Source organism: Candidatus Epulonipiscium sp., assembly GCA_012519205.1.
GTDB lineage: Bacteria > Bacillota > Clostridia > Lachnospirales > Defluviitaleaceae > JAAYQR01.
The window spans coordinates 1-14,388 of sequence record JAAYQR010000001.1 but is presented as its reverse complement, the minus strand read 5'-3'; the positions used below and the strand labels follow the sequence as shown (position 1 = coordinate 14,388).

Here is a 14,388-nt window from a genome sequence, read left to right as displayed (position 1 = left end):
TCCAATATAAAAAATATACTCATAAGTTAATCCTAAGACAAAAATATAATTGTATAGATTATAAAATCTAAAGTCCTAGTCCCATTTAAACAATTTAAGAATTAATGAATGGGGAATTATCTTAGAAATTACCTTAAAGGCTTTCATGGAACATCCGTAGACGGAAACCATTTTATTTTTATTTGCATCTTTTAGGGCCTTAGATACTACTTTCTTTGATTTAGCCATAAACTTTGTCTTCCAACCTAAGGGTTTTTTATTAGCCGAGGCAATATTAAAAAATTCCGTTTTAACAGGCCCAGGACATACAGCCAAAACATGGATACCCTTACTCCCTAGTTCGATATTTAATGCTTTACTAAAGTGCAATACAAAGGCTTTAGTAGCGGCATAAATATTAAAACCAGGCTGGGGTAAAAATCCTGCCGATGATGCAACTTGAATAATTTTAGCCCCCCTTGCTAAGTAAGGAATAACCTTATAGGTTGTTGCTGTTAATGCCTTTATGTTCAAATCAATCATATCAAGTTGTTCTTCTAAAGATAGTTCGGCAAAAGTACCGATCTTCCCAAGTCCTGCACTATTTACAAGGAGAAAAACTCTTACCTTTTCTTTTTGTAATCTTTTAGATAGCTCATTTATTTCTTCCATATTGCTTAAATCAGCCTCTATAATCACCCCTTTGGCCTTCCTAAGCTCCTTTGCAATTTTTATCATTCTTTTTTTTCTTCGGGCTATCATCCAAATTTCATCTAAGTTATATTTTCTATCTATCTGCCTTACAAAATCCACTCCTAAGCCAGAGGAAGCCCCTGTAACAATGGCAATTTTCTTCATTTATATCCTCCTTTTTTAATTATTATTAACAAAAAACAGCCCTGTTTATTCGGGCTGCTCTAAATGTTCTTTAATATATTTTTCTCTACAATTCCAACTGCAAAAAAAATGAGTTTTGTTTTCTTTTGAAAGCTGGTATGCCTGGTTTCTTTCGACAAATTTCCCGCAAATTAAATCTTCTACCATCTCTATTTGAATACCATCTTTTTCGCTCTCATCTAATGGCCTTTTATTCAACTGTTTATCTGCAAGTGCCTCTTCTTGGAGTTTCCTTTGGTATTGAATAATTCTAACCGCTCGCAAGGTTCTAGAAATCACCAGCCATAACGTGATAATCCATAAAAGATTAGTCATCATTTCCATATTATTATCATCTCCTAAACTATGATGCCTGTTGTTTAACAAGTACCAATTCCCCATCCTCTTTTATTTCATATACTTCTAATATATTATCCCTAATCACAATTTCTATATTACATTTAGGGCAGTAATATCTAATCCTTCCCACGGTCCCTAAATGTTTGTTATGACATACAGGACACTCCATATTCACTCACTTCCTTGTTCATCAGGATAAATTCTCTCATACTATATTCTAATATATAAATATGAAGAAATCATGAACAAAGTTTGAATATTTATATATTATTCATTATATTATATCATCCAAAACATCTGTTGCAAGGAAGGTCATTTAGCAGTAGCAAATAAAGCCCCATAAGGGGCTTTATTTATTAAGGGCCTGATCAAAATCATCAATAATATCATCTATATTTTCGATACCCACAGATACCCTTATTAAATCTTCTGTTACTCCCGAGAATATCTGCTGCTCCCTAGTTAATTGTCTATGGGTAGTGCTAGCAGGGTGTAATACGCAAGTTCTTACATCAGCTACATGAACAACCAATGCAGCTAATTTAACATTATTAATAAATTTGATTCCTGCTTCCTTCCCACCCTTAACTCCAAAGGTCAACACTCCACTACAACCCTTAGCGAGGTATTTTTGGGCTAAAGAGTAGGACTTATGACTAGGAAGTCCAGGATAGCTCACCCAAGCAACCTTAGGATGATTTTCTAAAAACTTAGCTAATTTTATAGCGTTTTCACTATGCCTATCCATCCTGATGTGAAGGGTTTCAAGGCCTAAATTCATCATGAATCCGTTAAAAGGGCTTAATGTTGAACCTAAATCTCTTAGAAGTTGTACTCTGGCTTTTACAATATATGCCTGTTTTCCAAACTGCTCGACATACTTTATACCGTGATAACTTGGGTCAGGTTCTACCAAGTCTGGATACTTACCATTAGCCCAATCAAAATTTCCCCCATCTATAATAATTCCACCTACACTAGTTGCATGACCATCGATGTATTTCGTGGCAGAATGAATTACTATATTAGCCCCATGCTCTAAGGGTCTAAAAAGATATGGAGTAGCAAAGGTATTATCTATTATCAAAGGAACGCCCATCTCTTTGGCTATAGAGGAAAACTTATCAAAGTCTAAGATATTAAGACCGGGATTCCCTATGGTTTCGCCAAATATAGCCTTGGTATTGGATTTAAAATGTTTCTTTATTTCATCTGACTTGCTTTCCGGGTCAACAAAAGTTACTTCTACACCAACCTTTTTTAATGTCGTAGACATTAGGCTAAAAGTTCCGCCATAAAGGGTGCTTGCAGCTATTATATGCTCCCCTGACCTGCATATATTAAGGATAGCTAAAGTCGTAGCCGCTTGTCCGGATGAAGTAGATAAAGCACCTACTCCTCCTTCTAAAATCGTCATTTTTTCTTCAAATGCAGCCAATGTGGGGTTACTTATTCTAGTATACATATGTCCATCTGCCTCTAAATCGAATAATTTTGCCACATGCTCTGCACTATCGTATTTATATGTAGTACTTTGGTATATAGGTAATATTCTAGGTTCGGAATTTTTAGGAGTATAACCTCCTTGTACTGCTTTGGTTTCTAGCTGCCAGTTTCCCATTTTGATTCCTCCTTTTGTTCTAAGTATAAGAAGGCTCTCCAAAAGGAGAGCCTAATGAATTTTTTATACGATAACATACAAAATCATATCATGTCAAGTAAAACTTTCTCCTATAATTCTATACTAAAGGGGCTAAAAGAAGCAATTCCTCATTGTCTTCATATATTCTACCAGATTGTGAAATAGGCAGTGGATTTATTCCTAGTCCTACTTCTATCGTATATCCTGGTCTTCTATATTCTTTTATGAACCAATCCTTATATCCTGCATATAGCGCTGCCCCTGCCGGTTCTGCCAAAGTGTATCCACTAACTGATGCAAAAAGCTCTCCAATTCTTAAAGCCTCTGGCGGTTGTAAATTTCTATAATTCCAGAAAATCACTTCACCCTGGGTATGATACGATAAAACAAGACGAAAATTATGACTTCTAGTGAAATCAGCTACAGCCTTTGATTCCGGCTCCGATTCAGGATTGGGTCCTGCATATAAATATGGACCAGGCCCGTTAATTCCAAGGCTAGCTTCAACTTCCTTGTATTCTTCCCAAGAAGCATTATAGTTACGGTTTAAATCGACCCCCCTTATATTTGCCTTCCATCTGCTAAAATCAATATCCCCTCTATTCCATCCTACAACTTGATTGTATCTCGGATTCCTAGGAGATATCCCATTAATAACTAATTCTACCCCATCAGGGTTGACCATGGGAACTATATAGATGGTCGCTTGTTCCCATATGGTCCTTGTGGGATAACCCCTTATAATTCCTCCCCTTGCAAAGGCTTTAGAAAATTGTTCAATCCACTTCATTAGAAGCGGTGTTGTAATCCATTCATTAGCATGATGGGAACCATTAAAAAACACTTCTCTTGGTCCATCCCCTAACTTAATCATGTATAAGTTTCTACCTTCTACACTTTTTCCTATGGTATCTACTGTTAAAAACGGATATCTCATTTCTAAACCATGAATATCTCTTTCCATTACAGAATAGGTGTAAGGTATATCCGTTTGAACTACATCTATTCCATATGGAACGGTAATTTGCTCCCCTATATTTAAGAAGAAAGGATTGATATCCGGATTCGCTATGGTAATGCTAGATACCGTTGTATAATACCTATTAGCAATCTTATAAAGCGTATCTCCCCTTTGAATTGTATATTCGTCATAACCAACTAGAAAAGGCTCTAATTTTTGATATGTCTGTGACCCAACTACCCCGTCTGGCATTAAACCATTATTCCTTTGAAAATCTCTTACTGCATTTTCTGTTTTTTGTCCAAATACTCCATCAATATCCCCTGGATTATATCCTATTACCTTTAAAATACTCTGTAATTCATAAACATCAGAACCACTCATACCCTTACGTAAGACTCTCAATTAATTCACCTTCCTTTATAAATTCTTATATTATCCTATCTCCACCATTTAACAAACGTGTACTTAAGGAACAACAAATCTACAATTTATAATTCTTCGTTTTATTTTTTTTCATATCCTCATAAAATTTAATAAGATTAATAAAAAACCCTATATTTTTGTTGGTTTTATCCAACACCATAATAATTTTAATTGAGGTGACGATATGAATAAACTCTTGTGCACGATGATTTATAGTTTTTTTATTGCCCTAGGGGTAATACTTGGAGGAGCCTTATTCGGTTCAGCCGCCGCGGTTTTATGTAATGAAAAGCCAATTAAAATGATGCTTGTTTTTTCAGAACAGCTAAAACTCTGGGCAATTATTGTGGCCCTAGGTGGGACCTTTTCTTCCTTTGAGGTTTTGGATTTAGGAATTTTAAAAGGGGAGTTTAAAGCAGTAGTAAAGCAAATGCTTTATATTATAAGCGCATTTGCAGGGGCCCATATAGGATATGTAATTCTTCATTCCTTAGGGGTGTATAAATCATGAGGACTATCCGATTTTCAGCCCTGTGGATTTTTATATTTGGTTTTGTCATGGGAACAACTTCTTATAATACTTTATATATGCACAAACTTGATGAAATAATAAAAGAAAATGAATATTTGTCTGCAAAACTTGAAGATAGTTTAACTAAATTAGAAAAACTTAAGACTATACCCAAAGAAAAGGAAACTCCCATATTAAATGAGATATACCCTATTATTCAAAATAATGATGTTCATTTATTTCCTAAAAATGAGATAAATCAATATATCAAAATTTTATTAAGTAATCAATTAGGAAAAGAATTAAACAAAATAGACATAAATTTAATCTACAATGCATTGAACCGTCGTATTTTAAAATACGAGGATGGGGAATACAAGTTAGAGATTAAAGCAATTGTATTAACAGATACCATGTATATATATTACACTATTGAAAAAACCAAGGGTGGAAGTTAATAAGATTTTATTTTCCTTTAATATATGACCTTTTTTTTAAATCTTTTTTTAAAAAAGGTTTTTTTAATTACATGAAGAATATAATTAATATATGGAAAGTTGTACAATTATATTAAAGGGGGAGTTTCCTATGATACAAATCATTGCGGGAGAACAAGGTGAAGGTAAAAGCAAGCTTTTAATCAACATGGCCAACCAATCTATCAAAACTTCTAAAGGTAATGTAGTATATCTTGATCATGATCGCGGTCATATGTTTAATTTGCACCATAAGATTCGTTTTATTGAGGTAAATGATTTTCCAATTAGTGATTACAAACAGTTCTTTGGATTCATATGTGGAATTATATCTCAAGACCATGATATCGAGAATATATATATCGATGGGCTTCTAAAACTCACCAACCTCTCTTTAGAAGAAATCCACCCGTTTTTGGATGAATTAAAAAGAATATCAAAAAAATATAATGTACACTTTGTTATAGGAATAAGCTGCAAAGTCAAAGAAATCCCCGACCCATTAAAAACCTTTTTAATAGCATAATAAAAGCCCCCGGTTTGGGGGTTTTTGTTATGCTATTAATTATATTATGTTTTGGGACAAATCCTGTATGTATTCTCTTTCCATTAATGTAACAAATATATCCACAATTTCAGGATCAAATTGTAAATTCTTATTCTCTATTAATTGTTCTAGGGCCATCTTTTTTGTAAAGGGTATCATTCTATAGGATCTACCCGTTGTCATGGCATCAAAGGCATCTGCAACCGCGAGAATTTTAGATAATAGGCTGATTTCCTTATCTTTTAGTGCATCGGGATAACCTCTTCCGTCTATTCTCTCATGATGATGGAGTATCGCCTTCCTAGCATTTTCTAAGAATGGAACATCTTTTAGTATTTCGTAGCCCAATATTGAATGCATTTTAACTAATTCCATTTCATCTTCAGTCAATTTACTCCCTTTGTTAATTATACTTGATGGGACTCCTATTTTGCCCACATCATGTAAGAGGGCGGCATACTTTAAATCCTCAAGCTCACCTTGTGTTAAATCCATAGCTTCTCCAATTTTTAATACATATTCCATAACTCTTTCACAATGGCCTCTGGTATACTTATCCTTTGCTTCTATGGAATTTACCAAGGCTTTTACTGTTACAAAATAATTCTTTTGATTTTGATGTAACAAAAATTCCAATTCTTCATTCATTGCTGTAGTTTCTTCGTATAATGCATTGATTTCGTCCCTTTGCACCAATATTTCATTATTCTTATTACTTAATTCCTCTTCTCTTTTATTTCTTTCTTCTATGAGTTTTCTTATATGATGGGTCATATTATTGAAGTTTCTTCCAAGGAGCCTAAACTCATCTTTACTCCTTATATCAATCTTATAATTAAGATTACCATTTGATATTTCTTCCATTCCTACCATCATCTTCTTTATTGGTCTAGAAATGAAATTAGCCAATACACTCCCCAAAAGGATTGAAATCCCAATAGAAATAATCAAAGCAATAAATATATATAATGCTATTTTATCTAAAGCCTTATATAGCATATAGTAATTTGATGCTTCTAAGGCATTCATTACATTACCATTAACATTATATTGCTTTTCCATTGTATGTTTTATATTATTATAGATATTAGTTCCTAAAAAAATAATTACCAAAGACACCCATACACTCACTACTAGACCTAATTTGAACCTAAAGGGAATAAATTTTATCTTTTTCATTAATACTACTCCTCTAAATTACATAGACTACTTATATATTATTTTACTATAAATTTCAATCTTATGAAAGGTTAATTATTATCATGAAACTTTTACTTTTAAAATAAACCATATAATAATATGAAATTTACTAATAAGGAGATTTTTTATGGATAAGGTTGTTAAAAGGTTTCTAAAATATGTAAAATACTCCACCACTTCTGATGAAAGTTCATCCACATGCCCTAGTACAAAGACCCAACTGGATTTTGCGAAAACATTGGCAGAGGAATGCTTTGATTTAGGTTTAAAAGAAGTCGAAGTAGATGAAAACGGATATGTTATGGCAACTCTTCCATCTAATACAAAAAAAGAAACTAAGACAATTGGATTTATCTCCCACATGGATACAAGTCCCGATATGATAGGGAAAAATATCAATCCTCAGATTATTAAAGATTATGATGGAAGGGATATTATACTAAATCAAGAAAACAATATCATCTTGTCTTCAAGAGTTTTTCCAGAGCTAAAAAATTATATTGGTCATACCCTTATTACAACAGATGGGACAACCCTACTAGGCGCCGATGATAAAGCAGGGATTGCGGAAATTCTCACCGCCATGGAGTATCTAAATAACCATCCTGAAATTAAACATGGTAAAATCCGTATCGCCTTTACCCCCGATGAGGAAATTGGGCGAGGTGCTGATTTGTTTGATGTTAAAAAGTTTGATGCCGATTTTGCATATACTATTGATGGAGGTTTATTAGGGGAGCTACAATATGAAAATTTCAACGCAGCCCAAGCCAAAATTACAATACATGGCCAAAATATCCATCCCGGAACTGCAAAGTACAAGATGAAAAATGCCGTCCTAATAGGTACTGAATTTGCTCATCTCTTCCCTGAGCACGAAACCCCTGCCCATACTGAAGGATATGAAGGTTTTTATCATCTTAACAATTTTAATGGTGATGTAGAAAAGACTGAGTTAGTTTACATTATTAGAGATTTCGATATGGTTGATTTTAAAAAACGTAAAACTTTTATGGAAGAGGCTGTTAAAAAAATTAATGATACCTATGGAGTCCATACGGCAGTATTAGAATTAAGAGATCAATATTTTAACATGAAAGAAAAACTAGAAGGTAAAATGGAAATAGTAGATAGGGCCTTTAATGCTATGAAATCAGTAGGAATTGAGCCTAGGGTGAAGCCTATTCGCGGCGGTACAGATGGTGCTAGATTGTCTTTTATGGGACTGCCTTGCCCTAATATTTTCACTGGGGGAGATAATTTTCATGGGAGGTATGAATATATCTCCACTGATGCTATGAAAAAAGCTGTGGCAGTGATTGTTAAAATTGCAGAGGCATAACTCCATCCTGAGTTCCTTCGCTATGCTCAGAGCGCTCAGCCGCTAGTATTCCATGATAATATCAGAGGAATGATGGCTCAAAACATGGCTCAAAATAATGATTTTTTAATGGGCCTACGGTTTTTCTTGAGTTTATTTAAGGTTTGTGATATTATAACATACAATCATACTAGAAATGTAATGATAGGGTAAATGGATTGTACAAAATCCGCAGTAGTTTTTCATGGTTACAATTCAAGAGAGCAAATCGGCCGGTGAAAGATTTGCAGTACATGAATACACGAATTACACCCCTTAAACATCAGATAATCTGACGGTTCTCCCCGTTATAGAGTTAAGGTATGCTTTTGTTTAAAGTATATGAATTAAGGTGGTACCACGGGCCCTCTCGTCCTTATAATTATAAGACGAGGGGTCTTTTTATTTGTAAAATTATTAAAAAGGAGTAATTATTATGAGGAATGCATTTGATGTTCTAAACGAGAGAGGATTTATACAACAAACAACCCATGAAAGTGAAATAAGAGAATTGTTAGGAAGAGAATCAGTGACTTTTTATATAGGCTTTGATCCTACTGCCGATAGTCTGCATGTAGGTCATTTTGTCACAATTATGGCTATGGCGCATATGCAAAGAGCGGGACATAGACCTATTGCCCTTATTGGTGGGGGTACGGGTATGATAGGTGACCCTACCGGTAAGTCTGATATGAGAAAAATGATGACAGAAGAAACTGTGAACCATAATTCCAATTGTTTTAAAAAACAGCTTTCTAAGTTTATTGAATTTGGAGAAGATAAAGCCATTATGGTTAATAATGCTGATTGGCTTCTTAATTTAAACTATATCTCTTTTTTAAGAGAAATTGGAGTTCATTTTTCTGTAAATAGAATGCTTACCTTTGAAAGTTATAAGGCTCGAATGGAAAAAGGTCTTTCCTTCCTAGAATTCAATTATACTCTTATGCAATCCTACGATTTCCTAGAGTTATATAGAAGATATAACTGTAAATTACAATTAGGTGGAAATGATCAATGGTCTAATATCCTAGGAGGCGTAGAGTTAATCCGCCGCATAGGCAATGATGATTCCTTTGGTATGACCTTTACCCTCCTTACTACCAGCGAAGGAAATAAAATGGGTAAAACTGAATCAGGAGCCATATGGTTAGATTCCGAAAAGACCTCCCCTTATGACTTCTACCAATACTGGAGAAATATTGCCGATGCAGATGTTAAAAAATGCCTATCACTTCTTACCTTCCTTCCTATGGATGAAGTAAACAAGCTCAGTTCCCTAGAAGGAGCAGAAATAAATAGGGCAAAAGAAGTTTTAGCCTTTGAAGTTACAAAAATAGTTCATGGGGAAGAAGAGGCAAAAAAGGCAGAGACTGCAGCAAAAGCCCTTTTTAGTGGTGGCACTAAGGGTGGCTCTATTCCTACTACTGAGATTTCAAGAATTGAATTTAAGGAGGGTATTGATATTTTAACCCTTCTTCAAAAAACTGAACTCATCCAATCCCGTTCTGAAGGTCGCCGCTTGGTTTTTCAAGGTGGTATCAAAATAGAAGAAAATAAAATTATAGACATTGACCATCGGGTGCAATTAACTGACTTCAAAGAGGATGGTATAATGATTCAAAAGGGAAAAAAAGTATTTCATAGGGTTCAACTAGTATAATAAAATATGGATTTGAGAAATCGGGATAAGACTACTATCCCGATTTCTCTTGTGCTTTACTATCTATATATCTGATGAATATTAGTTTTAAAAGTGCTGCAACAGGTACTGCCAAAAGCATTCCTACTAGACCAAACAAAGAGCCTCCAGCTATAATGGCTACTACAATAGCAACAGGATGAACATCTACACTTTCCCCTACAATTTTTGGAGCGATGATTGCTCCGTCGATTTGCTGTAGAATAAAAAGTGTAATTACTGCATACAAAGCTTTCATCGGATTACCACTTATTAAGCCCATTAAAGCTGCCGGTATCATCCCTATTATCGGCCCAAAATAAGGGATAATATTAGATATTCCTGCTATTATTCCTATAATAATAGGAAAGTCAATCCCAATGATTGCAACACTTATTCCAATGAGTACACCCATGATAAAAGAGTCCATTAATTGTCCCCTTATATATCCTGATAAAACATAATCCACATCAACCCAAAAACTTTTAAAGTTTTTATAAACCCTATCAGGAATAAAAGTTTCTAAAAACTTATTAGTAAAATTTATAAATTTTTTCTTATCTTTCAATAAATAAAACGAAATAACCAATGCCATTGCAAAATCTACTACTTTGTTTCCCGCCTTTGTAATTCCTTCTATTATCTTTGCACTGGTATTTTGTACAATGCCTCCAATTTTTGATGTAAACTCTTCAACTATATTTTCTGCTTCCTGCAAAAATCCCATTTTCTCTAAGCTTTGTTGTACACTATAGATCATATCATTAAAAGAATTTGCATATGTCCTAATGCCGATAACTACATTATCCATATTCCTAAAGCCCTTGTGATTTCCAAAGCTAGTGGAAACAAATGCTCCCATTAGTACAATCACAAATATAACCGTAGTATAAGTAAGTAATGTAGAGCATGTTCTTGTATCTTCTTTTTTTACTTTCTCTCTTATATTCTTTGTTTTTTTAGTGGATAGTTTCCTATCCTTTATTTTCTGGCATATGGGCTCTACCACAATATCTTGATAATTATTTACTAAAGGATCAAGTAAATAGGCGATGGCTATCCCCAGAAAAAAAGGGGATAGTATCGAAAGTATTTTTGAGATAATTAAACTTATACTTACAGTTATAGGAATAATATTTTTAATAAGAATACCTATCCCAAATATCACTATCAGTGTAAATATAACGTGGAATGATATTTTTAAATATTGTTTATCCCACGGCAATCTCATTCTTATCACATCTTTCTTCATAAGTGAATTTATAATTATGCACTCCTTAATGCCGTAGTACAATATAGCTGTAAAATTATCTTATTTTCTTTAAAACTGCAAGTAGGAATTCCCAGGTTCTGTTAGCAGAGGATATACTTAATTTTTCATTTGGGGTATGAATATCCCACATATTAGGACCCATAGAAATGATGTCGATTCCTTTTATTTTTTCAGCAAAAAATCCACATTCCACCCCTGCATGTATTGCATTTATTTTTGGTTTATTACCATACATATTCTCGTAGACTTCCTCAAAAATACCTCGTATTTTAGAATCAGACACATATTGCCATTCTGGATATTCACCCTTTGTAAAATAATCTGCTCCTATCATATCAGCAAGTATTTTTGTCTGTTTCATAATAAACTCCTTACGGCTTTTGACTGAACTTCTAACGGCGCTTATAAAACGTATTTCATCTTTATCGGTGGTTACAACTCCTAAATTAGTAGAGCTTTCTACTAATCCTTTTATGTCCATACTCATAGACTGTATGCCATTAGGAATTAGAGTAAGTACCGTAATTGCTTTTTTCTTAGTATCTTCTGATAAATACCTATGGGTCATTTCCCTTATGAATTCTAATTTTACTACAACTTCAGGATCGGAAATTCTATATTCATTTCTAAATATATCATTCCACTCTTTAATATAGTTGGTGAGTTTATCTATATATTCTTCTTCAATTTGAATGATAGCATCGGTTTCTCTTGAAATAACATTGTCCTTTGCCCCTCCATTAATAGATATTAGATTAAAGGGGATTTGCTCTTGGATACCTGTGAGAATCCTTCCCATCATTTTATTGGCATTACCTCTTTCTTTATCTATTTCTTGTCCTGAATGACCACCCCTTAATTTTCTTATTTGAATAGAATATACAGGAGCTTTTTTTTCTTCATTAATCCAATTTGGTTTTAGTACTAAGTGAGTACGTCCACCCCCTGCGCAACTAACCAAAAATTCTCCCTCTTCCTCCGAATCCATATTGATAAGTATTTTGCCCGTTAATAAGGACGCGTCTAGTTTGGCTGCGCCTTCCATTCCTGTTTCTTCTTCAGTTGTGATAATAACCTCCAAAGGTGGATGGGGAATATCTTTTGAGGCTAGAAGTGCTAAACTATATGCCACGGCAATTCCATTATCCGCTCCTAATGTCGTGCCCTCAGCAAAAACAAAATCTCCTTTAACTTTTAATCGTAGAGGATCTTTTAAGAAGTCATGTTCTACATCTTCATCTTTTTCACATACCATGTCCATATGTCCTTGAAGTATTACAGTAGGAGCATTTTCATAATCTTTAGTCCCAGGCTTTTTGATGATAATATTTAAAGCTTTATCCTGCATAACCCATAATTTATTTTCCTGTGCAAACCTAACTAAGTAATCACTAATGCCTTTTTCATTACCTGAGCCCCTAGGTATTTGGCTAATCTTTTCAAAGTAATACCATAGGCTTCTAGGTTCTAATCCTTCCAACTTATTATTCATATTATCTTCCTTCCTTTATCATAGATATCATAACAAAAACCAAGTCTATTATACTATATATTTTAGACCTGGTTTTGCTTAATTAAACCCCTTATTTAATTTTTAAAACTATGAATAGGTGCAGGTATTCTTCCTCCCCTATGAATAAAATCCTTACAGCTAAAATGATTAACAGCCATAATAGGTGCATAGCCTAGAAGTCCCCCAAATTCTACAGTATCACCTACTGTTTTACCGATTACGGGGATAATACGAACAGCAGTGGTTTTCCCATTAATCATTCCTATAGCCATTTCATCTGCAATAATCCCTGAAATGGTCTCATTAGAGGTATCCCCCGGTATTGCTATCATATCAAGGCCTACAGAACACACACAAGTCATGGCCTCCAATTTTTCTAAAGTAAGGGCCCCATTTTTCACAGCCCTTATCATACCTTGGTCTTCGCTAACAGGAATAAATGCCCCACTAAGCCCCCCAACATAGGAGGATGCCATTACTCCACCCTTTTTAACATTATCATTTAAAAGGGCCAAAGCTGCAGTAGTTCCCGGCGCCCCGGCATTTTGCAATCCCATTTCTTCAAATATTTCTGCAATACTATCTCCTATCTCAGGAGTTGGCGCAAGAGATAAATCAATAATTCCAAAGGGTATATTAAGTCTTCTTGAGGCTTCCTGGGCAACTAATTGCCCTACTCTTGTAATTTTAAAAGCAGTCTTTTTTATTGTTTCGCAAAGTGTTTCAAAATCTTTTCCTTTTACAGCTTCAAGAGCTTTTTTTACAACTCCCGGACCACTAACCCCCACATTAATGACACAATCTTTTTCTCCTACCCCATGAAAGGCCCCTGCCATAAAGGGATTATCTTCCGGAGCATTACAAAATACCACTAGTTTTGCACATCCAATAGATTCTTTATCTTTAGTTGCCTCTGCCGTTTGTTTTATTATTTCCCCCATTTGTTTTACAGCATCCATATTAATCCCTGATTTCGTACTTCCCAAGTTAACGGAAGAGCATACTCTTTGGGTTTCTGCTAAAGCTTGGGGAATTGATTGAATCAAAATATTATCTGAAGTATTAGAACCCTTTTGAACTAGGGCTGAAAAACCCCCAATAAAATTAACACCAACATCTTTTGCAGCCTTATCTAAGGCGTGGGCAACAGACACATAAGAATCAGTTTTAGTACCTGCAGCCACAATAGAAATTGGGGTTACTGAAATTCTTTTATTTACAATGGGAATTCCGAATTCTTTTTCAATTTCCTCACCAGTTTTTACAAGGTTTTCTGCTGTTTTTGTAATCTTATCATATATATTTTTATTAAACTTATTAATATCGCTATCCGCACAATCCTGCAAACTTATCCCCAAGGTAATGGTTCGAACATCCAGCTTGGCCTTTTCAATCATTTTATTAGTTTCCTGTACTTCCAAGCGCGTAATCATAATTTTCCTCCTCAATAAAAATCATGTTCTGTTAACTTAATAAAAAAATGAGACCTGAAACGCCTCTGGTATAATGGAAATTGCCAAACAACCATTACCTCCCAGAAAGGAGCGTTCAAGTCTCATGACCATTATACCAAAAAACGTAGT

Annotated in this window: 14 protein-coding genes; 5 read left to right on the top strand and 9 right to left on the bottom strand. The window is 34.4% G+C overall.

What is annotated here, in order from left to right; all coding sequences use genetic code 11:
• Positions 1–75: 75 nt before the first annotated feature.
• From GX308_00070 to GX308_00050, 5 genes are all read right to left on the bottom strand, one after another.
• Positions 76–837 carry an SDR family NAD(P)-dependent oxidoreductase gene (locus GX308_00070; protein ID NLK20493.1) on the bottom strand — a complete coding sequence of 254 codons (762 nt, stop codon included), beginning with the start codon at positions 835–837 and terminating at the stop codon, positions 76–78.
• Positions 838–882: 45 nt separating this feature from the next.
• Positions 883–1,242: a hypothetical protein gene (locus GX308_00065; protein ID NLK20492.1), complete on the bottom strand. Its 360-nt coding sequence runs from the start codon at positions 1,240–1,242 to the stop codon at positions 883–885.
• A complete protein-coding gene (locus GX308_00060) occupies positions 1,220–1,384 on the bottom strand; it encodes a hypothetical protein (protein NLK20491.1) in 165 nt (54 codons plus the stop codon). The genes GX308_00065 and GX308_00060 overlap by 23 nt, the downstream gene beginning before the upstream one ends.
• Before the next feature lie 180 nt (positions 1,385–1,564).
• Positions 1,565–2,836: an O-acetylhomoserine aminocarboxypropyltransferase/cysteine synthase gene (locus tag GX308_00055; protein NLK20490.1), complete on the bottom strand. Its 1,272-nt coding sequence runs from the start codon at positions 2,834–2,836 to the stop codon at positions 1,565–1,567.
• Positions 2,837–2,954: 118 nt separating this feature from the next.
• Positions 2,955–4,223, bottom strand: coding sequence for a LysM peptidoglycan-binding domain-containing protein (locus GX308_00050; protein ID NLK20489.1), 1,269 nt, complete (start codon positions 4,221–4,223; stop codon positions 2,955–2,957).
• Between the two features lie 205 nt (positions 4,224–4,428).
• Here GX308_00050 and GX308_00045 point away from each other — a divergent pair, with 205 nt between their 5' ends.
• From GX308_00045 to GX308_00035, 3 genes are all read left to right on the top strand, one after another.
• Entirely contained in the window at positions 4,429–4,755 is a 327-nt protein-coding gene (locus GX308_00045) for a sporulation protein (protein ID NLK20488.1), read from the top strand.
• Positions 4,752–5,213, top strand: coding sequence for a hypothetical protein (locus GX308_00040; protein NLK20487.1), 462 nt, complete (start codon positions 4,752–4,754; stop codon positions 5,211–5,213). The genes GX308_00045 and GX308_00040 overlap by 4 nt, the downstream gene beginning before the upstream one ends.
• A 130-nt stretch (positions 5,214–5,343) precedes the next feature.
• Positions 5,344–5,757, top strand: coding sequence for a twitching motility protein PilT (locus tag GX308_00035; protein NLK20486.1), 414 nt, complete (start codon positions 5,344–5,346; stop codon positions 5,755–5,757).
• Positions 5,758–5,796: 39 nt separating this feature from the next.
• Here the strand turns inward: GX308_00035 and GX308_00030 are convergent, their stop codons facing one another.
• On the bottom strand, positions 5,797–6,957 hold the full coding sequence (locus GX308_00030) for an HD domain-containing protein (GenBank protein ID NLK20485.1): 1,161 nt from the start codon (positions 6,955–6,957) through the stop codon (positions 5,797–5,799).
• 148 nt (positions 6,958–7,105) lie between these two features.
• Here GX308_00030 and pepT point away from each other — a divergent pair, with 148 nt between their 5' ends.
• Complete coding sequence (gene pepT / locus GX308_00025; protein ID NLK20484.1) at positions 7,106–8,320, top strand: peptidase T; 1,215 nt, start codon at positions 7,106–7,108, stop codon at positions 8,318–8,320.
• A 454-nt stretch (positions 8,321–8,774) separates the two neighbouring features.
• Positions 8,775–10,001, top strand: coding sequence for a tyrosine--tRNA ligase (locus GX308_00020; protein ID NLK20483.1), 1,227 nt, complete (start codon positions 8,775–8,777; stop codon positions 9,999–10,001).
• Positions 10,002–10,035: 34 nt separating this feature from the next.
• Here GX308_00020 and GX308_00015 read toward each other — a convergent pair whose 3' ends face one another.
• The 3 genes from GX308_00015 to GX308_00005 form a co-directional block, all read right to left on the bottom strand.
• Entirely contained in the window at positions 10,036–11,250 is a 1,215-nt protein-coding gene (locus GX308_00015; GenBank protein NLK20482.1) for an AI-2E family transporter, read from the bottom strand.
• Positions 11,251–11,326: 76 nt separating this feature from the next.
• Positions 11,327–12,784, bottom strand: a complete 1,458-nt coding sequence (locus tag GX308_00010; GenBank protein NLK20481.1) for an aminoacyl-histidine dipeptidase — start codon at positions 12,782–12,784, stop codon at positions 11,327–11,329.
• A gap of 95 nt (positions 12,785–12,879) precedes the next feature.
• Complete coding sequence (locus GX308_00005; GenBank protein NLK20480.1) at positions 12,880–14,238, bottom strand: PFL family protein; 1,359 nt, start codon at positions 14,236–14,238, stop codon at positions 12,880–12,882.
• Between the last annotated feature and the right edge of the window lie 150 nt (positions 14,239–14,388).

Coding starts and splice junctions, on each gene's coding strand:
- GX308_00070 (NLK20493.1), bottom strand. CDS start 837: ATGAAGAAAATTGCCATTGTTACAGGGGCTTCCTCTGGCTTAGGAGTG.
- GX308_00060 (NLK20491.1), bottom strand. CDS start 1,384: ATGGAGTGTCCTGTATGTCATAACAAACATTTAGGGACCGTGGGAAGG.
- GX308_00055 (NLK20490.1), bottom strand. CDS start 2,836: ATGGGAAACTGGCAGCTAGAAACCAAAGCAGTACAAGGAGGTTATACT.
- GX308_00045 (NLK20488.1), top strand. CDS start 4,429: ATGAATAAACTCTTGTGCACGATGATTTATAGTTTTTTTATTGCCCTA.
- GX308_00040 (NLK20487.1), top strand. CDS start 4,752: ATGAGGACTATCCGATTTTCAGCCCTGTGGATTTTTATATTTGGTTTT.
- GX308_00035 (NLK20486.1), top strand. CDS start 5,344: ATGATACAAATCATTGCGGGAGAACAAGGTGAAGGTAAAAGCAAGCTT.
- GX308_00030 (NLK20485.1), bottom strand. CDS start 6,957: ATGAAAAAGATAAAATTTATTCCCTTTAGGTTCAAATTAGGTCTAGTA.
- pepT (NLK20484.1), top strand. CDS start 7,106: ATGGATAAGGTTGTTAAAAGGTTTCTAAAATATGTAAAATACTCCACC.
- GX308_00020 (NLK20483.1), top strand. CDS start 8,775: ATGAGGAATGCATTTGATGTTCTAAACGAGAGAGGATTTATACAACAA.
- GX308_00015 (NLK20482.1), bottom strand. CDS start 11,250: ATGAGATTGCCGTGGGATAAACAATATTTAAAAATATCATTCCACGTT.
- GX308_00010 (NLK20481.1), bottom strand. CDS start 12,784: ATGAATAATAAGTTGGAAGGATTAGAACCTAGAAGCCTATGGTATTAC.
- GX308_00005 (NLK20480.1), bottom strand. CDS start 14,238: ATGATTACGCGCTTGGAAGTACAGGAAACTAATAAAATGATTGAAAAG.